Annotated in this window: 20 protein-coding genes; 12 read left to right on the top strand and 8 right to left on the bottom strand. The window is 35.8% G+C overall.

Going from position 1 to position 18412, the window contains the following annotated elements:
* Window positions 1-110 precede the first annotated feature (110 nt).
* The 8 genes from BrL25_RS00615 to BrL25_RS25375 form a co-directional block, all read right to left on the bottom strand.
* A complete protein-coding gene (locus tag BrL25_RS00615) occupies window positions 111-1232 on the bottom strand; it encodes a DUF2515 family protein (protein WP_018670453.1) in 1122 nt (373 codons plus the stop codon).
* Window positions 1233-1363: 131 nt separating this feature from the next.
* Complete coding sequence (locus BrL25_RS00610; RefSeq protein WP_018670454.1) at window positions 1364-1813, bottom strand: DUF441 domain-containing protein; 450 nt, start codon at window positions 1811-1813, stop codon at window positions 1364-1366.
* Between the two features lie 27 nt (window positions 1814-1840).
* Window positions 1841-2149, bottom strand: a complete 309-nt coding sequence (locus BrL25_RS00605) for a DUF1811 family protein (protein ID WP_018670455.1) — start codon at window positions 2147-2149, stop codon at window positions 1841-1843.
* Between the two features lie 351 nt (window positions 2150-2500).
* Window positions 2501-3265, bottom strand: a complete 765-nt coding sequence (locus tag BrL25_RS00600) for a cell wall hydrolase (protein ID WP_018670456.1) — start codon at window positions 3263-3265, stop codon at window positions 2501-2503.
* Window positions 3266-3893: 628 nt separating this feature from the next.
* A complete protein-coding gene (locus BrL25_RS00595; RefSeq protein WP_018670457.1) occupies window positions 3894-4583 on the bottom strand; it encodes a peptidylprolyl isomerase in 690 nt (229 codons plus the stop codon).
* Window positions 4584-5102: 519 nt separating this feature from the next.
* Window positions 5103-5606 carry a DinB family protein gene (locus BrL25_RS00590; RefSeq protein WP_018670458.1) on the bottom strand — a complete coding sequence of 168 codons (504 nt, stop codon included), beginning with the start codon at window positions 5604-5606 and terminating at the stop codon, window positions 5103-5105.
* Between the two features lie 178 nt (window positions 5607-5784).
* Window positions 5785-6027 (bottom strand): hypothetical protein, encoded by a 243-nt coding sequence (locus tag BrL25_RS25380; RefSeq protein ID WP_018670459.1) that lies wholly within the window; start codon window positions 6025-6027, stop codon window positions 5785-5787.
* Window positions 6002-6157, bottom strand: coding sequence for a hypothetical protein (locus BrL25_RS25375; protein ID WP_236847613.1), 156 nt, complete (start codon window positions 6155-6157; stop codon window positions 6002-6004). Before BrL25_RS25375 ends, BrL25_RS25380 begins: the two co-directional genes overlap by 26 nt.
* Before the next feature lie 259 nt (window positions 6158-6416).
* Between BrL25_RS25375 and BrL25_RS25370 the strand changes: the two genes are divergently transcribed.
* The 12 genes from BrL25_RS25370 to BrL25_RS00525 all read left to right on the top strand — a co-directional run bounded on the left by BrL25_RS25370 (window position 6417) and on the right by BrL25_RS00525 (window position 17680).
* A complete protein-coding gene (locus BrL25_RS25370; RefSeq protein WP_236847614.1) occupies window positions 6417-6632 on the top strand; it encodes a helix-turn-helix domain-containing protein in 216 nt (71 codons plus the stop codon).
* Window positions 6633-6654: 22 nt separating this feature from the next.
* A complete protein-coding gene (locus BrL25_RS00580) occupies window positions 6655-7692 on the top strand; it encodes a tetratricopeptide repeat protein (RefSeq protein WP_236847615.1) in 1038 nt (345 codons plus the stop codon).
* A 14-nt stretch (window positions 7693-7706) separates the two neighbouring features.
* Window positions 7707-7847 (top strand): hypothetical protein, encoded by a 141-nt coding sequence (locus BrL25_RS25000; protein WP_018670460.1) that lies wholly within the window; start codon window positions 7707-7709, stop codon window positions 7845-7847.
* Between the two features lie 303 nt (window positions 7848-8150).
* On the top strand, window positions 8151-8285 hold the full coding sequence (locus BrL25_RS00575; RefSeq protein ID WP_018670461.1) for a Spo0E family sporulation regulatory protein-aspartic acid phosphatase: 135 nt from the start codon (window positions 8151-8153) through the stop codon (window positions 8283-8285).
* 326 nt (window positions 8286-8611) lie between these two features.
* On the top strand, window positions 8612-9772 hold the full coding sequence (locus BrL25_RS00570) for a DUF3238 domain-containing protein (protein WP_236847618.1): 1161 nt from the start codon (window positions 8612-8614) through the stop codon (window positions 9770-9772).
* Between the two features lie 55 nt (window positions 9773-9827).
* Window positions 9828-10100: a hypothetical protein gene (locus tag BrL25_RS00565; RefSeq protein ID WP_018670463.1), complete on the top strand. Its 273-nt coding sequence runs from the start codon at window positions 9828-9830 to the stop codon at window positions 10098-10100.
* Window positions 10101-10536: 436 nt separating this feature from the next.
* Window positions 10537-11169, top strand: coding sequence for a hypothetical protein (locus BrL25_RS00560; RefSeq protein ID WP_018670464.1), 633 nt, complete (start codon window positions 10537-10539; stop codon window positions 11167-11169).
* Between the two features lie 65 nt (window positions 11170-11234).
* Complete coding sequence (locus BrL25_RS24585) at window positions 11235-11435, top strand: hypothetical protein (RefSeq protein ID WP_018670465.1); 201 nt, start codon at window positions 11235-11237, stop codon at window positions 11433-11435.
* Window positions 11436-11910: 475 nt separating this feature from the next.
* Window positions 11911-12321 carry a hypothetical protein gene (locus tag BrL25_RS00550; protein WP_018670466.1) on the top strand — a complete coding sequence of 137 codons (411 nt, stop codon included), beginning with the start codon at window positions 11911-11913 and terminating at the stop codon, window positions 12319-12321.
* Between the two features lie 932 nt (window positions 12322-13253).
* Complete coding sequence (locus BrL25_RS00545; RefSeq protein WP_018670467.1) at window positions 13254-14390, top strand: flagellin N-terminal helical domain-containing protein; 1137 nt, start codon at window positions 13254-13256, stop codon at window positions 14388-14390.
* 615 nt (window positions 14391-15005) lie between these two features.
* Window positions 15006-16166: a flagellin N-terminal helical domain-containing protein gene (locus BrL25_RS00535; RefSeq protein WP_018670468.1), complete on the top strand. Its 1161-nt coding sequence runs from the start codon at window positions 15006-15008 to the stop codon at window positions 16164-16166.
* Between the two features lie 341 nt (window positions 16167-16507).
* Window positions 16508-17680, top strand: a complete 1173-nt coding sequence (locus BrL25_RS00525; RefSeq protein ID WP_018670469.1) for a flagellin N-terminal helical domain-containing protein — start codon at window positions 16508-16510, stop codon at window positions 17678-17680.
* Window positions 17681-18412 lie beyond the last annotated feature (732 nt).

Below are 18412 nucleotides of genomic sequence, written 5' to 3'. Positions count from 1 at the left end.
AAGAAGCTACGATTTTATCTTAGATAAAAGCTTCAGTCACGGGGAAAGCAATCTAGTACCAGATTGCTTTCCTTTTTTTGAATAACTATAACTTGGCAACAAAATGCCAATTATTTTGTTTTGAAAAATGACGAGCTTTTGTGATGAGATTGTAGCCACTGCTTTATTTTCAAAAACGGAGCAAACCAATAAGTGCCTTGCTTAATCATATCCAATGCTGATTCATATTCGGCCTCTCCTGTCACCGGTAACAGGCTTTCCGCTACTAATTTGTCATACCAGGACACGTCACAAAACCAGTCCATCCCCCCAGCATTCTTATGTCGCACTGGTGACCACACTTGTTCCAAAGCAGGACTGTAGTATGGGGAGGAGTAAGCAGTGGTAGAGGAAGATTCGCTTACCTTTTCTTTAGTAGAAGTAAATCGATGGGGCCAATAATCAGACCTTGAGCCTGTATGCTTCACCTCTTCGCAAAATCGACAGATAGCTTTCAACCGCTCAGGATCAGCAAATAGATGATGATATAAGGTTTTGCCGATCTGAATACGACTGGATAGCTTCTCAAAATGTGCTATACCTAGCACCAGCATTTTGTCATAGGTATTGCTACAGGGTATCTGATAAGGGAAGAGGACTTGTTGTAAGGAAAACATTTCGGGTAAGGTAAAGTCTAACCGTTCTAGGACATGTGCAACAAAATAGGGATGGGTAATGACTCGCTGGTGTATGTAATTTTGCTCGTTAATAATGAGTGCCCAAGTAAGGCGTCTACGTTCATCTTGCAGAGCAGTATCAAAAGGCTTCCATGCTTTTCTTTTGGTTTGAGAAACACGATTCCAAAATCGAGACCAGATCGGGATCATAAATTCAGAAACACCAAGTTCAGGTAGCCATGATGAAAAATCCTGTGTATGTGTCTGCATGGCTGCATATAGTAATAGCTGTGGATAGGCGTCTTGGAATATGAGCCAGTTACATCGCTCCAAAAAGATAAAAAAATCATCTATTTCTTGTTGAGGTAATATCTTTGGTAGCCATTCCCCGCATAAATCGGTCATTTGCCAGCCACCGTTACGTGAGACCAAATGAGCTAACAGGGCCCAATCTATTTCAGGATAAGCTTTGTAAAAGGAGTGATAGGCATTCGTACGGGTAATATTAGTAACATTAGCTTCTTTTACCTGATGACGAATGCTATTTAGGATTTCTGTTTTTGTTAAGGCAGACATGGTAGTGTGAAATATCCTTTCTTTTACAGGTACATATTAGCCTCTCCCGTTAACAAAAAGAACATGCAACGTATTAATAGTAAAAAACAAGCTTCACACCTGTATGGGCGGAAGCTTGTTTATTTTATTACTTATTTTGGTAAAACCTGAAATAACATCGAAACGATACCTGCAGCGATTAATGGGCCCACCGGAACCCCTTTAAACAGTGATACTCCAATAATCGTTCCCACTAATAAACCTGTTACAATGACAGGATTCGCTGTCATGAGGCCTGCACCCCTGCCTCCTAAGTAAGCAACAAAAATTCCTACCACGACAGCTAATAACGACTGCCAGTGCGTAAATGTACTCCAAATCATTTGCGGTGTAATTTTTCCACTAGCAAGCGGGGTCATGACGCCAATCGTTAAAATAATGATTCCAATATGCAAACCGTTTTGTTCTAAAAACGGAAAAACACGCTCTAATTGTAATAAACGTACAAACAATAAGAAGGAAACCGCAATCGCTACGGCATTATTACTACCAACAATCGCCAATCCTAGCAATAACAATAGAAGTAAACTGGTTATGTCCATGATGATTGTCTCACTTTCTGCTTACATTTATTCTTCTAGCATACCGATTGGAAAACCAACAGCTTCTGCCTCTCTGTGATGTTGAAAGGTTCCCCATGCAAAGACACCATTAAAATACTCGATGATAAAGGGCTCTTGTTGTCCATGTACCTTATAGCATTTCCCGATACGGAATTCTTGGGTACCCACGTAATAAGATTTTGCCATGAAAAATTTTTGTTCAAGAATGCCAACGCTTACCTGATCATTTTGTCTTTTTTTCTCATCAATTTGTTTACGGAGTGTTTCCATTTCTACTTGCAGTTCGGCTAAGGTAAACTGGCTGTATAAACGCATGTTCTGCCTCCTCTATGCTTGACTCCTGCTTCAATTTATCTTACTAACACTTTATTGTAACAAGAAAAAAGAAAAAGCGTGAGCAAAATAGTAAAAAAAAAGCACTCATCCGTCATGGAATGGGTGCAGAGAATATGGGGGTTTTGAGAAGGAATACTCACAAATCGATTGATTCGCTCTCACCCGAATAATCGAATATGTGATGAGTACTCTGAAGAATGGGTCTTCAGAACCCTACTCAAATTTGAAACGACTGATTAGAGCTTACTATAGCAAATAAAAATAAATTGAAAATAAAGGTAAAATAAAAGAAAAATAAAATCGTATGAAGCCACATGCAGATCGTATTTTCTAGACAGCAAACACGTGGTTATCAATCACGACGGTAGTTGTCCGGCTAAAAATCCAACGAGAGGTAGAGATGTCTGGATTGTAAAAATACAGCGCTCCACGAGAAGGATCATCCCCAAATAAAGCATCACGTACAGCTAATTTGGTTTCTTTGTTTTTAGCAGTAGATAACCGTCCATTTTGGATAACACTAAATGCATTACGTGCAAAAATGACGCCCTTGATAGTATCAGGAAACTGCTCAGATTTTACGCGATTTAATACAACCGCTGCTACAGCAACCTTTCCTTTATAAGGCTCACCACGACTTTCCGCATAAACTAGACGTTCCAGCATGTCTATTTCCGCGGAAATAGAAGTACTTTTTTGTAACCGGGAAAAGGTTTCTTCATTAAGTAGCCCAGTTGCCGGGAGACCTTTCAAACGTTGAAAAGCGGCTACAGCTTGTCCTAATTGTTCACTTGAACGACCATCAATCTGTCCCTCATAAAGTCCCACCATTTTCAGCTTATCTTGGGCTTTCTGAATATTTTTCCGACTACCTTCTTCTGGTAGCTCTTCTACAGATTCCAAATTCGCTGGACTTTGTTGGGGAGCAAAAGCAGAGGTAGCAGGCTGTTTATCTGTTTTGCTTGCAGACACGGGTTGAATAGCAGGAGCAGCTACACCAGCTGGTGTAAAGAAAAAGGCGATCGAACTAACGCCTGCTAAAAGGCTAATGTGTAAAGCCATACGTATCAAAGGTAATGTCCTTATTGATTGCAAGAGAATGCCTCCTTTAAAGTTCGGATGGGAACAAGCCTAGTTCACCACACGTCAAATTTGGCAATTTTTTCATGTAATAGAAAAGGACGTAGAGGTAAACGCCCTTTTATTTTTTGTCCTCAATTTATGCCGTTGAGTCTTTTGTCTTCAATCATTCTAGTCATAGGGCAAAGCCTAGGACAATAGTAGGATATTGGAAACGGATGTAAGGGAAGATGCACTCAAAAACAGCATAAGGATATATCAATGAAAGAAATTTTCTTTTGTAGGAATCAGGAACACGGAGAGAGAAAGAGGGAGGTTTTTAGTAGTGTGGGCCGATAAATTGCAATAGGACAAGGGATGGAGGGTGAAGGAGATTTTGTATAGGTACGGGCTAACGATGTAGAATACAAGGTCGAACATAATTGGAAAAAGAGGAAAATGGACAGGGCGAGAAGATAATAAATGGTTCATTCTGTCAAGAATGAACCCGAAGATTGGCTATCATACCTCTAATTCCCATGGGAAACGTATGAAATAAAGTGGAAGAGATGGACTGGTCTCTGTATATTTTGGTAGCAATATATACAAAAAAGCCCTTGGGTTATGCCAAGAGGCATTCCAAGAGCTTTTGGTTTTTATACGTTTATTTTTCTGTAACGGTAATCTTTTGAATAGTGATTGTTTCGGATGGCGTACTATTTTCACCAAATGCATTTGCTTTGACAGGTGTAGCAGCAATTTTATCGATCGTATCCATACCTGCTGTTATTTTACCAAATATCGTATAGTTTGGTTGAGCCTCCAAATTCTTTACATCATCTCCAGAACCAACGAAGAACTGGCTACCATTGGTATTTGGCCCCGCATTAGCCATGGCTACAACACCTTTATCATACGAGTGACCATTTTTTAATTCATCTCCAAAGGAGTAACCAGGGCCACCTGTGCCATCTCCCTTTGGATCACCAGTCTGAATCATGAAGCTCTGGATGATGCGGTGAAATTTTATCCCATCGTAAAAATGATCGTTTGCGAGAAAAACAAAGTTGTTGACGGTTTTAGGAGCGTCTTTGGCAAACAATTGGATGGTAAATGAGCCTTTGTTCGTTTCCACAACGGCTTCATAATTTTTGTTGGGATCAATCTTCATCTCAGGAGCCTTATCATATTGTTTACTAGGCTGCTTAGTAGTTTCATCCTTTTTGTCTATAGGGGTGGTTTGACCAGAAGTAGCGTTATTTTGTTGCTGATCAGTAGCTGGAGCTGTTTTTGTCCCACACCCTGTTACGACAAGAGTGAAGCCCAATAATAGTGCGAGTGGTAGACGTTTCATGAAGAACCTCCTTATTTTTTCTTTATTGTACCAGACAATCTATGCAGAGGTGAAATGAAAGGATCAGATCGTCTCCCATGCGGGGAAGTCACTTAATACGGGGTTAAAAAATCACTCAGATGGATTTCTCTCCTAATCATTTATTTAAAGATATCAACCACTTGAGTACTAATTCCAAGAGAAGCCAAAGCTCCCAACAGAATCATACTGAATAGTGTTGGTTTAGAATAAAGTTTGATTAAAAATTACTCTAAACCCTTAATTTCACTGCATATAAAAAGCCATTATTTTGAACAAAGATTGATCAAAACGATGGCTCTCTTTTACTTTTCAGAACTGTTTTTTATAAAAAAGTTTGATTAATTTAATGCTCCTTATTCCACTAACGAGCCCGTTAGTTTAATAAAAGACAGCAACAAAAAGAATCAATTTCGAAAAAAGATTGAACAAAATTGATTCTACAATATCGGATTGAAATGTAATACAAGAAGTTTGACCATTAGGATGGGTTTTGTTGAACTACATTTGTGGGGCTTCCATACCAAACATTGCCCATTCCTCTTTCGAAGGACCATAAATTCCTGGAACAGTTAATCCTGCCTGTCGCATAAGAACCGTCATTTGTCCTCGATGGTGGCTTTGATGTTGAATCAAAAACATTAATAGTGAACCATTTGGCATCTGTTGACCTATAAATTCGATACGTTCTTGTAGTGTATGGTCAGTCCATTCTTTTTTTAATGCCTGTACAAATGCATTACTAGCTTGATGATAACTTTCTGCTATAAACTGAGCCTTAGTAGGAACGGGATAATCTTCGGCTGGGGCATCAAACGTTAGGTTTGTATTTGAAGTAATAATGCGAATGGCAGCAACGGTATGCCAAGCAATACGTCCTAAAGTCCAATTTTGTAAAGTTATTTCCTGTTTAAGTGATTCATCAGTTAGATTACGCAGTAGTTTCTGTGTAGCAGCAGCTTCGAACTCCCAAGATTTTAAAAAATGGTCTAAGGTTTGGAACATAAAAAAATCCCCCTAAAAATGTTTGTTTAATTCTTCTATTTTTAATAACGTTACAAGATAGATTTGAATTATTAACAGATTAATTGAAATATTCTACAATATCTACACTAAATCCTTCTTACGCTAACCTCTCTTGCCCGTAAGTGAAATAAGAAATTCTAGCTCACAGGATTTCTTATCAAACTTTTTTATAAATGATCAGCCTTTGTTTTGAATTATCAAACTTTATTTTAAAACCACAAATAGGATTAAAAGCGCTTAGTTGTACCTTGAAGAAATTTTTTATCTCAGCATTTTGTTTTTCTTTGGATTCTCGAATTAACCTGATTTCCTCACGTTGTTGACGCATTTCTTCACGTTGCTGATCAGCAATAGTAGTTAGTTTGGTAATGTTTTCAGTCATGGTCACAATAGTGGTCATTAAAGTGCTTTTCGCTTTGTTTGATGCTTAGATTAATATCTTGAATATCTTCTTTTGTTTCTTCTTTGAAAGAGTTGAGTTCTCTGTGTAGGTTCTCAATTTTCACTTCTAAAACTTGATTACTGGACATGGTAGCAGTTCCTTTCAACGTAGAGTCGTGTACAGTATGAGCATAGATTGACTAACCCCTTTTCCAACGAATAGGAATGAATTTATTAGGTTTTGAATTTAAAATTTGAAGACCGCCATTCTTGTTTTAAACAATAAAAAAATTATTTAATCCAATATTTTTTATTGTTATTTACAAAAAAATACAATAAAGTTAGGATTAAGTTAAGGTTAATAAAGGAATAAATGCAATTATTTATAAATTATGGAAGGGGATTAACATGAGTGTAAGTCTAACTTTCACAACATTGGGGGAACTGATAAAAGAAAAAAGAACCGAACTGAGCATCAGTTTGTCAGAAGTATCCAGAGTGACTGGGATTAGCAAAGGGGTTTTATCGAAGATTGAAAACGATGAAACAAAGCGTCCAGAATTAAGAACTTTAAAGCCGATGTTTTGGCTATTCCTTATGAAAAATCATAGAGCGCTATATTGATGTTGAGCACAGAATTGAATTTTTGGATAGCCTTTTATCCGAAGCAATAGAAATGAGAAATTTGTTTTTAATAGCTAAATTAGCAAAAAAAATTCTTGAAAATCCCCAAGAAGATACATATACATCATTAGAACGATTGTATGATCTTGCAGGTAATACAATAAGGAATGAGGTCAAATTAAAGCTATATAGCGTTATTATTGAGTACGCTAGAGTGCGTGGGGAGCCAAAATATATAGTAAAGGGTTTGTTACAAAAATATCTTATTGAAAGAAAAGATTTAAAAAAGATGGAGGATAGTTTTTCACTTGGTCAAGAAATTATACATTATAAAAGATTCTTGACTGAAGAAGAAAAAGCAATTTTTTATTTCCGTATGGCGCTACAAGCATTTGCTATTAAGAAATACCATGAAAGCATCGAACTGGCTGAAGCAGGTCTTAATGAAGACAAATCCAGCAATGAATTAAAGGCAAGAGCCTATTTAGCAATGATTAACTCTCTTTTATTATTAGGGAAATATGATGAAGTTGAACATCGTTTAGATGTTTTCGAAAATTTCGAATACAATTTCGTTCCAGATGCCACCAAAATCACACGTGGCATTGTAAAAGCTAAAAAGAAAGAGCATGATGTAGCTATTCCAATGTTAAAAGAGTGTCTAGATGAGGTGAGTAAGGAACTTAAAATACATGTGGCGAATGAATTATTTGATGTATATTTTCAAACGAGAGACATGAACTCCATTGCAGAATTGCTGACCCTAGAACAGGAATGTATAATTAGCAATCCTCAAACACCATTTCAGTTCATATCTATGGGGATATTTTATCAATACAAAGGAAATTTTATGATGGAAACTGGATTTCCTGAACAAGGAAAAGAATGCTATCTGTTGAGTTTAAGTTCTTTTGGGAAGGTGAGCGCATATCAAGAAATGTTAATATGCATGAAAGACGTTTTCTCGCATTTTACCAAAAAGTCAATGTCGTTTGATTTGGAATATATAAAACAATTAGATGAGGTGTATAATAATATTACGAACATAAATTGTAATTAAAGGAGGAATGTGGAATGAAAAAGATGCTAACGGTGACGGTATTATTCTTATCATTAATTGTTGTTGCGGATTCATTGCCTTTAAACAAAACAGAAGACACTCTAAATGTCATCGCATTAAAAAGTACTCCGTATGTAGTTGATCCGGGATATTAAATCAATTATTTCTTCTTCAAGGGCGCTGTTAATCCAGCGTTCTTTTTTTATGAACAAAAATGTATTTTTTGTCGAATTTTAAGTGCGTTCTACATATTCAGTATCAAGAGGGTATTTATAGTACATATGGTAAAATATTGAACATGAAGAAGAAAGGAGGTATCATCTTCAAATTATATTTCTTATCAACTAAAAGGGACGTTCCCGTTAGTTTGTACACCATCGGAACGCCCCGTCATGAATAACAAAAAATGTTATTCAGAAAAATTATAACATTCAATCGAAGGAGGAGAAAGCATTAATTTGCTGTCAGAAAATGATTTATTGAAGTCCTTTGAAGACCTTCAGCAAAAATTAGTGGAACTATATCGTATAGAAGGCTCATTTTTAAGTCCAACAGTGTTGCATCTGAGTCAACAACTGGACAAAGATAAATAAAGTAAATGTCGAGACTAGAATAGGTTGTAAGGAAACCTTCTGGGTATATAAATAGCCGTTTTTCAGCTATATCTAAGCAAGCATGATCTGGAGTGTTATTTATGAAATATTAATTACAGGGATGTCCAAAAATTTAACGGATGATTAATAAGATATGGAGGTAAAAATGATGTTTAAAAGTAAATTACTCTTAATAGCTCTTACCTTTTCTTTAATCTTTGGAGCTCAAAATGTATCAAAAGCAAGTAATTCTGAGGGTCATACCCATCTTGACTTAGATGTTGTGGAAGTTTCAAGTTTCAATGATAGTGTGAAACTTGTTTGGAATGGTAGCGCCAATTTCTTACGAGATTTACTCCCATGGAGAGAAAATATATGCTGGTAAAGACCAAGTATATACACATGAAAAATTAGAGGCTGATACTCCAATGGAATATACTATTGTTGCATTGGATGAACAAAACCAAGTGTTAGATAAAGCTAAGATAGAAACATACACTAAAGCTAAAGCCAATAAATTAGGACTAGATTCTTCGGAAGCGCTAGATTCTTTACGAGTTACAACCATCTATAAAAATAATTATATTAAATTCGACTGGGAAGATATACCGAATATTAAGCAATATGAAGTCTATAAAGACAATGTGAAAGGAAAAACACTTGATGAGAGCGAATACAGTGAGAAAAATTTAAATAAGCTTACAGGAGGGACATATGAATTTATTGGGAAAATTGAAATTGACGATAGTCGAAAGGAGAAAATAAAAAAAGAGGCAAAACAGAGACTAAATCGGGAGCTAACTCACGAAGAAGAGCAAGAACTATTTTTTGACAATTACTCAATAATAAAAATATTTAACCCCAATACTGATGCATTAAATAGCAATAAAACTATTACTACCAAAGATGTTGACCCTGCCCACTCCTTTTCTCTATTATATCAAACTTTTATTAAAGACCAGTTTGCCGACAATCCTTACTTTCCATACACAGATAAAGAAATTAAATATTTTGGAGGAGATGGACGAGGATTCAATCCAACGAGTTATGCTTATCGTACTCGTACTGAGTCACAATACATTTTTCCTTCAAGATCATTAAACCTTAGTAAGTCAATCGGAACTTCAAAATTCTATGATTCAAACAAATCTTTAAAAGATACTCGTGTTGCAAGTAGCTCTGGCATATATATGTCTGAACAAGAAAAAACAGAAACATCTGCAAAATTTATTGTATATCATTCTGCTGCGATTCCCTATAATTCAGCAATTTCACCATCAATTGATTACAACTATACAGCTACACTGAATAGTGAAAATGGTGGGAAGTTCACGATTTATGGATCTCATGATAAGGCTCCTCATCATGAATTTTATTATAAAATGAACGGCAGTGGACCTTATAAGACATTGTTTCAGCATGAAAATCAAGGATTCAAATATCTGTTTGGAATGTATCCAAATTGGACATTTAATATATCCAATTAATATGTTAGAAACCTTCCCTCCTAGGGGGGAAGGTTTCCAAAAGGAGAGCTGTTATATGAAAAAGTGTAATCCTTCATTTGTATTATCTTTAATAGCAATTATAGGCTTTATACTAATGATAGTAGCAGATTTATCCTTTGGTATAAGCAATGTCTACTGGTTACAGTGGGGATTACTTCTTTATTTGTTTATAATAGTTTACTTTATTTCTCTTTTGTTTACTTTTTATGAATATGTAAAGGGGGCATTTAATAAATCCTTTATTGGTGGTGTTTCACTGAATATTTTAGGATTAATTCTATACTTGATTTATACGAGTAGTTTATAATGAATGGATAAAAAGAGACTTGATGGAAGAGTTAATTATAATCTCATTAACAGGAACTATACTTGCCATTTGAGCGGATTAGCATCGCTGATAATTAATGTAGAACGGTTAGAACATGTACAATTAAGTTATTGCCCCTAAAACATAGATTTTTTCTTTCGAATTGTTATACTCTCTAATATTATAAGGAATACATATAGAAATACATCCACTAAAAAACAATTAAGTACCAAAAGTGAAAAGCTCCTCTTCCATAAACCTTACTGATTGTTCTTCTCGTATTTATCCCATCCCGAATTGTATTATCACGATACCCTCTTAATTCTAAATCCAAAGATCTCAAGTGATTATCTTATTGTAAGTAACGAAATTTCTAATCCTTTATAAGAAATTGGTTCTTATTTCAAAAAATGAATACAGAATGGAGAGTTTGGTGATGAAAAAAGTTTCCCTTTCCTTATTGATTTCCATTCTAGCTATCACTTCATTTTCAGCTTGTTCTCCAATCAAAGCTGAAGCAACAAGTAGCAGTGTACTTGCCAAAAGAAATGATTTACTAACAAAAGAGAACATAACTTTCATAGCTTCTCTATTAGAAAAGTCTGCTCCTGTTGTGTTGAATGATGAAGTCCTAACCAGCAAAGGAGACATACCTAAATTAATTTGGTTTGATAAATTGCAATCATGGACAGGAGAATTTGTATCACTTACAAGCTCAAAACGGTTTATTGATGGCAACTCGAAAGAAGTTATCATTTCAACATTAAAAAAATACTATACCTCCTCTAAAGCAGAAGAAATCTTTGCCTTTTACTTTAAAAAGGGGGACGATGGTACTTATGAATGCATTGAGACAGAAGGTTTTTCATCAAGTCTGCAAGGGATTCTGGAAGGTCTAAAAGTAAATATCCAAAAGAAGAATGAAACAAATACAAGTGTTTTGTTCACAGGTTTTGGATATGACTCCTTTAACTTTAAAGAGATACAAAAAAGTGCAATAAAGGTACAATTCAATCTTGTCAAAAATAAGGATCATTATCTCATTGACGATATGATTGACCTAGATTAAGTTTCAACCATGACTAGTACCACAAGCCATTTTTAGTGTCTAACAACAGCCAATTGGAGGTACATATGAAAATAACAGGATTAATTATTACTTCTTTAGGGCTTATTGGACTCTCACTAGTACTAGAGATGGCAAAGTTAACTATGTATGTTGACAAAATGATTGGCAGTTTTCACCCTGACTGGACAAAATATTTGGAAATGGGTACGATATTTCCTGTAATACATAGCCAGTATCTACATCATATTGTAGATTCCTCACTGTAATCCTCGCATCTTCTTACCCTTACTGTAATACTAGCTGGAAATTTTACATCACGATATCCTCTAACCTTAATTTCTGCATTTAAAAATCCTGAATGAACTTGAATACTACAAGGAAAATCTCTAACATGTCGAACAACCATTTGGCTTGAGAAAAACTTCCTTGGTGGAATAACGATTGAGCCACTAAGTTTATTACTTTCTCGTTGTGGTTGCCCAAAGCTAAACTGGATATTAGCTTATAGAGCCAGGAATAGTAGGCTGTCTAAACCCCCATACAGAAAACAGTTTAACGCAATAAAAATTTTTACCTAGCACAATAAATCAGTTCTTTGAATATGATTGTTATATGAAAAAGTCAGTGTGTACACTGGATTTGTTTTGTACTAAAAGGTGAAACTTGCGGAATTGTAGTTTACAGTCTCACCTCACACCGATATGTATGAGCAATTACTATGTTTGGTGGGAGGAAGAATAAATGGATTCCTTTCAAAAAAATAATATGTTAGCACAAAATTCATCAAGTGATACAAAAAAGAAACCGTCAACTGGTAATTCATCAAGTGATGCAAAAAAGAAACAGTCAACCGGTAATTCATCAAGTGATGCAAAAAAGAAACAGTCAACCGATAATTCATCAAAATCACATTGCCATAATAATAATTTAGAACTCATTGTGGCTATTCTTCTTTTAACTGGTAAGTTAAGAGTAGATGCTGTTCAATTGTTTAGACAAGCTACGATGATTGTCAGTTTAACGGGAAAGTACATTACATTAGGCGATTTGAATAATAAAAATGTAGATAACATGCTGAAAATTCTTAACGATAATGGAAATATGACCGTAGATGAGATTATTCAGGTACTTAATAAGAAAATGGATAATTGATGAGTTTTTTTAGAAAGGAAAAGGGTGAATTCATAATGTGTATTTTTGATGGAGAGGGTTTCTCGGAATTAATATTAATAATTATTTTAATTACATTGCTATTATTTGGTTCCAGAGATATAATCGGCCTTTCCGCTCAGCCAACAAAACCTTAGAAACCTAAGTGAAAGCACCTATAAACATAAAGAGAATGCCAACTCCCATTTTATTTTTCTGAACAAACGGCAATTAATGTGCACAAATTCATTCAAGAGGCTGTGTTTTTTATCGTTGAGAGACAACCTTATTGATTTGGGCTTCGTTTGTTTCTTAACCAAGATATAAGCAACACGCTAAAAGTAAAGTTATAATAATAACGAAAGAAGAGCAAAGATGGTCCCAATAATCCCGAAATGGATGATTTGACAGTGGTGAAACAAAACAGACAATATCGCCAAAAACGGTCATTTTAACATAGGTTGTTACACACCGAAGTCTTTAAGGATATTGAATAAACAAAATGGTAATTTCGTTATTGAAGTAACGGGAATCTTTAGTTAAATAAGAAACCAAAAGAAGGGCCCAAAAACGGGTCCTTTTTCTTATTGATGAATTATCAACATTGCTGTTTAACAGATTCAAAAAATAAATTCAACCTCTTCTTTTTCTGCACGTGTCTTTCAATATATTTAACGTAAGCTGAGTTAGTCTAATGTTTAGATAATAAAAAAATATCACAATAAACCATAAAGTTTTTTGTGATATAACCGATATTAATAATAGTCACCTAAATCATGGATATTTTTTGAGCAAATGATGCTCAGATAGGCTTGTACTGTCCAAAATTTGGTTGACTGGCATCTTGAAACGATCCTATTTCAGAATAATGTAACACTACATAATCTTGAGCGAATGGATGGTTCAAGAAGTAAAAAAACACGGAGGTAAGAATCATGAGAATCAATCACAACGTATCAGCATTAAACACACACCGTCAACTAGGTGTAAACACTGGCGCATCTGGTAAAAACCTGGAGAAATTATCTTCTGGTCTTCGCATCAACCGTGCAGGTGATGACGCAGCTGGTCTAGCAATCTCTGAAAAAATGCGTGGACAAATCCGCGGTCTAGAAATGGCTTCTAAAAATGCCCAAGATGGTATCTCTTTGATCCAAACAGCTGAGGGTGCTTTGACTGAAACGCACAGCATTCTACAACGTATGCGTGAATTAGCTGTTCAAGCATCTTCTGACACAAACGAAGGCGTAGACCGTCAAAAGCTTCAAGCAGAGGTTGATGAATTGTCTAAAGAAATCAAACGTATTTCTACAGACACAGAGTTCAACAACCAAAAAGTATTGGATGGTTCTTTCGATAACAAAACGTTCCATATCGGTTCTAACCAAGGACAAAATATTAAATTAAGCATTAATGATATGAGCAATGAGAAGCTTGGTGTAAACGGTTTGGCTAAAGAAACAACTGCGGGTGATATCACGTTTACTAACAGAAGTGGCGACGATGATTTTAAAGTTGAATTTGTAATTGGAGCAAAAGGCTCCAGTACATCCGCTGCGGTAGATTCCAAGACTGGAAAAGTGACTGTAACATTAGCATCTACTAATGGTACAGATACAACAGCAAAACTTGATGACGTTTTAGGAACTTTAAAAGGAGTAGGTGTTGAATCGAAACTTGCCACTGGTAAAAAGGGAAGTGATGCTGCAGCTAAATTAACAGAAACAACTATTTCCAAAGCGGCAACTACAAATGTTGATGACACAAGAGGTGTTAACATCTCCACTCAAAAAGCTGCGGACAAAGCAATCACAACCATCAACAGCGCTCTTAACAAAGTATCGGAAGAGCGCTCTAAACTAGGTGCAAACCAAAACCGTCTAGAGCACACGATCAACAATCTGGGGGCAACTGCTGAGAACTTGACAGCAGCAGAATCCCGTATCCGTGACGTTGATATGGCGAAAGAAATGATGGACTTCACGAAAAACAACATCTTGACTCAAGCAGCTCAAGCAATGCTTGCCCAAGCTAACCAACAACCTCAAGGTGTACTTCAATTACTTCGTTAATCTAACGATGATAATGATAAGAAAAGACCTAACGAATCAGTTAGGTCCTTTCTTTTTGTATAAAAGGGTAGTTCTTAATAAAAGAGGAAAATAAGATATTAAGTTATCTAAGGGTATTTCTTTGGAAGAAGAGATAATACGAACGGAACTAGCTAGATTTGCCTTTTTATCTGTGAGATATCAAAGCATACCCAACTCTTTGGATGCTGTATATTGTAATGAAACATAAGTAAGTCCTATAATTGATATTTCTATTTTTTACGTTTTTGAATCAAGTATTAGTTGATGTTAAACCTGAATGCTTTGCTTAGATTGATCATAACAACTAACCTACTTTCTACTAAAATGAGACCTCTCAACTTAACGTTGGAAAAATTTGAATAAAAAAACTTTTGATGAACTGTAAAATTTTATGATTAATATCCGATACTAATAATAGTCACCTAAAATCTTGGATTTTATCTGAGCCATCATGCTAAGGGTAGCGCTACTATTAGCCGATTGGGAGACTAAAGAAGTTGCCATTTTGAAACAACTATATTCAAAGTGATGCAACACAATATCATCTTGAACAAATGGATGGTTCAAGAAGTAAAAACACGGAGGTAACAAATCATGAGAATCAATCACAACGTATCAGCATTAAACACACACCGCCAACTAGGTGTAAACACAGGTGCATCTGGTAAAAACCTGGAGAAATTGTCTTCTGGTCTTCGCATCAACCGTGCAGGTGATGACGCAGCAGGTCTAGCGATCTCTGAAAAAATGCGTGGTCAAATCCGCGGTCTAGAAATGGCTTCTAAAAATGCGCAAGATGGTATTTCCTTGATCCAAACAGCAGAGGGTGCATTAACTGAAACACACAGCATCCTACAACGTATGCGTGAACTAGCTGTTCAAGCTTCTTCTGACACAAACGAAGGCGTTGACCGTCAAAAGCTTCAAGCAGAGGTTGATGAATTGTCCAAAGAAATCAAACGTATTTCTACAGACACAGAGTTCAACAACCAAAAAGTATTGGATGGATCTTTTGAAGATAAAACCTTCCATATCGGTTCTAACCAAGGACAAAATATTAAAATAAGCATTAATGATATGAGCAATGAAAAACTTGGTGTTACTGGCCTTCAATCAAAAGAAACAGCTGTTGCAACAGATATTCAAGTTGGAAACACTTCTGGAGATAGCTTTAAAGTAGAATTGAAAGCAGAAAAAGCAAATGGTAATGCTGAAGTAAAAGAAACAACAGCAAAAATTGATAAAGATGGAAATATCGTTATAACATTGAAACAAGACGCAGCGGCAAATCCTACAGCTGCTCCAGGTGGTATCACTGCAACAAAACAAGAAGTAGTAGATGCTCTTAAGAAGATTGGTATCGAAGCTTCTGTTGATGGCGCGAAAGCTGGCGACAAAGTTGCTGCTAGTAATACAACTATTGCTGCAGCTACAGATGCTGACGACACAAAAGGTGTTAACATCTCTACTCAAAAAGCAGCAGACAAAGCAATCACAACAATCAACAACGCTCTTAACAAAGTATCCGAAGAGCGCTCTAAACTAGGTGCAAACCAAAACCGTCTAGAGCACACTATCAACAACTTGGGAGCAACTGCTGAAAACCTAACAGCTGCAGAATCTCGTATCCGTGACGTTGATATGGCAAAAGAAATGATGGACTTCACAAAAAATAACATTCTTACTCAAGCTGCTCAAGCAATGCTTGCACAAGCTAACCAACAGCCTCAAGGCGTACTTCAATTACTTCGTTAATCTAACGATGATAATGATAAGAAAAGACCTAACGAATCAGTTAGGTCTTTTCTTTTGTAAAAATTGACTGCTGTAATCTACAATCAATCGTACAAAAAATTTGAATAAAAAAATATTTTTTATCCTGTAAAGTTTTATAAAACAAATCCGATATAAGTAATAGTCACCTAAGTCAAATTTTCTTCAACGACAGGTGCTAAGAGTAGAGCTACTACTAGCCTATAGAGGTGACTGTATCAGTTGTCATTTTGAATGAAGTCACTTTATTTAAAATGAACAACACAACATCATCTTGAACAAATGGATGGTTCAAGAAATGAAAAACACGGAGGTAACAAATCATGAGAATCAATCACAACGTATCAGCATTAAACACACACCGCCAACTAGGTGTAAACACAGGTGCATCTGGTAAAAACCTGGAGAAATTGTCTTCTGGTCTTCGCATCAACCGTGCAGGTGATGACGCAGCAGGTCTAGCGATCTCTGAAAAAATGCGTGGTCAAATCCGCGGTCTAGAAATGGCTTCTAAAAATGCGCAAGATGGTATTTCCTTGATCCAAACAGCTGAGGGTGCCTTAACTGAAACACACAGCATCCTACAACGTATGCGCGAACTAGCAGTTCAAGCATCTTCTGACACTAATGAAGGCGTAGACCGTCAAAAGCTTCAAGCAGAGGTTGACGAATTGTCTAAAGAAATCAAACGTATTTCCACAGACACAGAATTCAACAACCAAAAAGTATTGGATGGATCTTTTGAAGATAAAACCTTCCATATCGGTTCTAACCAAGGACAAAGCATCAAATTGAGCATTAATGATATGAGCAACACAGAGCTTGGTGTAACAGGCTTTGAATCGAAAGAAACAGCTGTTGCAACAGATATTCAAGTTGGAAACACTTCTGAAGATACCTTTAAAGTTCAATTGAAAGCAGAAACAGCCGTAAAAAATGCTGAAGTAAAAGAAACAACAGCAAAAATTGATAAAGATGGTAATGTTGTTGTAACATTGGCCCAAAAAGCAGGAGATACAACTGGTGCAGGTACTGTAGGTGCTATCACTGCAACAAAACAAGATGTAGTAGATGCACTTAAGAAAATTGGTATCGAAGCTTCTGTTGACGTTGCGAAAGTTGGAGACGTAATTGCTACTGGTGCTGCTACTACTACAACTATCGCTGCCGCTACAGACAAAGATGACCAAAAAGGTGTTAACATCTCTACTCAAAAAGCAGCAGACAAAGCAATCACAACCATCAACAACGCTCTTAACAAAGTATCCGAAGAGCGCTCTAAACTAGGTGCGAACCAAAACCGTCTAGAGCACACTATCAACAACTTGGGAGCAACTGCTGAGAACTTGACAGCTGCAGAATCTCGTATCCGTGACGTTGATATGGCGAAAGAAATGATGGACTTCACGAAAAACAACATCTTGTCTCAAGCTGCACAAGCAATGCTTGCACAAGCTAACCAACAACCTCAAGGTGTACTTCAATTACTTCGTTAATTTAGCGAAGATAATGTATAGAAAAGACCTAGCTACTCAGTTAGGTCTTTTCTTTTTTATATCAATATGGAGGGGAGTGTAATATGTGGAGCTTGTTTATAGTACACATAATTACTTAAAATTTTAATTGTAATTTTATGCAAATAAAAGTAATATATGGTTACCTCGAAAATACAATATGTCAAGGACTATAAGTTGAAAAAAAGATTTCCTTCGTATCGTGCAGTAGCAGTTTTACCCTCTGCTGTACCAGCATTTGCAGTATCATCTCCGAGTTCAATTATCCATTAAGCAAAGAAGGTAAAATTGTAACAACATGTAATATAAGTTAGTCATTTATTATAAAGAGCGATTGGTGAGAATTACTTCCATATCGCTCTTTTATAATCTGGTGAAATTGCAATCTTTTTGCAAGCTTCAAATTTAATAGATGGCAAGAGAATAAGTAGTAAAGAACTACTGCTAATGTAAGGAAAAAGGAAATTTTTTCTAAAATGAGACTTTATTGATATAGTATAATTTTAACTTTTTTGATATATTTGGAATACAGTGAAATATTATCCAATATTTTTAGATTGTAGTATCTATTTGGATTAAGTTTATGAAAAGTGATGGAATTATTAGTAAACTTGGTATTGTTTCATTATTGTTTAAAAATATTTTGCTTTTTATGGTAGCTATTTCAGATTAAAAGAGAACTTCCTGTAACCCAAGCGAGTGTGGGTGATAGTG

This window comes from Brevibacillus laterosporus DSM 25, from assembly GCF_002706795.1.
GTDB classification, from domain to species: Bacteria; Bacillota; Bacilli; order Brevibacillales; family Brevibacillaceae; genus Brevibacillus_B; species Brevibacillus_B laterosporus.
Note: the sequence above shows the minus strand (reverse complement) of the source record. Positions and strands in the feature narration are given on the sequence as shown.

Coding starts and splice junctions, on each gene's coding strand:
- BrL25_RS00565 (WP_018670463.1), top strand. CDS start 9,828: ATGAAAAAGTGTAATCCTTCATTTGTATTATCTTTAATAGCAATTATA.
- BrL25_RS00590 (WP_018670458.1), bottom strand. CDS start 5,606: ATGTTCCAAACCTTAGACCATTTTTTAAAATCTTGGGAGTTCGAAGCT.
- BrL25_RS00545 (WP_018670467.1), top strand. CDS start 13,254: ATGAGAATCAATCACAACGTATCAGCATTAAACACACACCGTCAACTA.
- BrL25_RS25380 (WP_018670459.1), bottom strand. CDS start 6,027: ATGACCACTATTGTGACCATGACTGAAAACATTACCAAACTAACTACT.
- BrL25_RS00615 (WP_018670453.1), bottom strand. CDS start 1,232: ATGTCTGCCTTAACAAAAACAGAAATCCTAAATAGCATTCGTCATCAG.
- BrL25_RS00610 (WP_018670454.1), bottom strand. CDS start 1,813: ATGGACATAACCAGTTTACTTCTATTGTTATTGCTAGGATTGGCGATT.
- BrL25_RS00560 (WP_018670464.1), top strand. CDS start 10,537: ATGAAAAAAGTTTCCCTTTCCTTATTGATTTCCATTCTAGCTATCACT.
- BrL25_RS00550 (WP_018670466.1), top strand. CDS start 11,911: ATGGATTCCTTTCAAAAAAATAATATGTTAGCACAAAATTCATCAAGT.
- BrL25_RS00570 (WP_236847618.1), top strand. CDS start 8,612: ATGGTAGCGCCAATTTCTTACGAGATTTACTCCCATGGAGAGAAAATA.
- BrL25_RS25375 (WP_236847613.1), bottom strand. CDS start 6,157: ATGTCCAGTAATCAAGTTTTAGAAGTGAAAATTGAGAACCTACACAGA.
- BrL25_RS00525 (WP_018670469.1), top strand. CDS start 16,508: ATGAGAATCAATCACAACGTATCAGCATTAAACACACACCGCCAACTA.
- BrL25_RS25000 (WP_018670460.1), top strand. CDS start 7,707: ATGAAAAAGATGCTAACGGTGACGGTATTATTCTTATCATTAATTGTT.
- BrL25_RS00605 (WP_018670455.1), bottom strand. CDS start 2,149: ATGCGTTTATACAGCCAGTTTACCTTAGCCGAACTGCAAGTAGAAATG.
- BrL25_RS00535 (WP_018670468.1), top strand. CDS start 15,006: ATGAGAATCAATCACAACGTATCAGCATTAAACACACACCGCCAACTA.
- BrL25_RS25370 (WP_236847614.1), top strand. CDS start 6,417: ATGAGTGTAAGTCTAACTTTCACAACATTGGGGGAACTGATAAAAGAA.
- BrL25_RS24585 (WP_018670465.1), top strand. CDS start 11,235: ATGAAAATAACAGGATTAATTATTACTTCTTTAGGGCTTATTGGACTC.
- BrL25_RS00595 (WP_018670457.1), bottom strand. CDS start 4,583: ATGAAACGTCTACCACTCGCACTATTATTGGGCTTCACTCTTGTCGTA.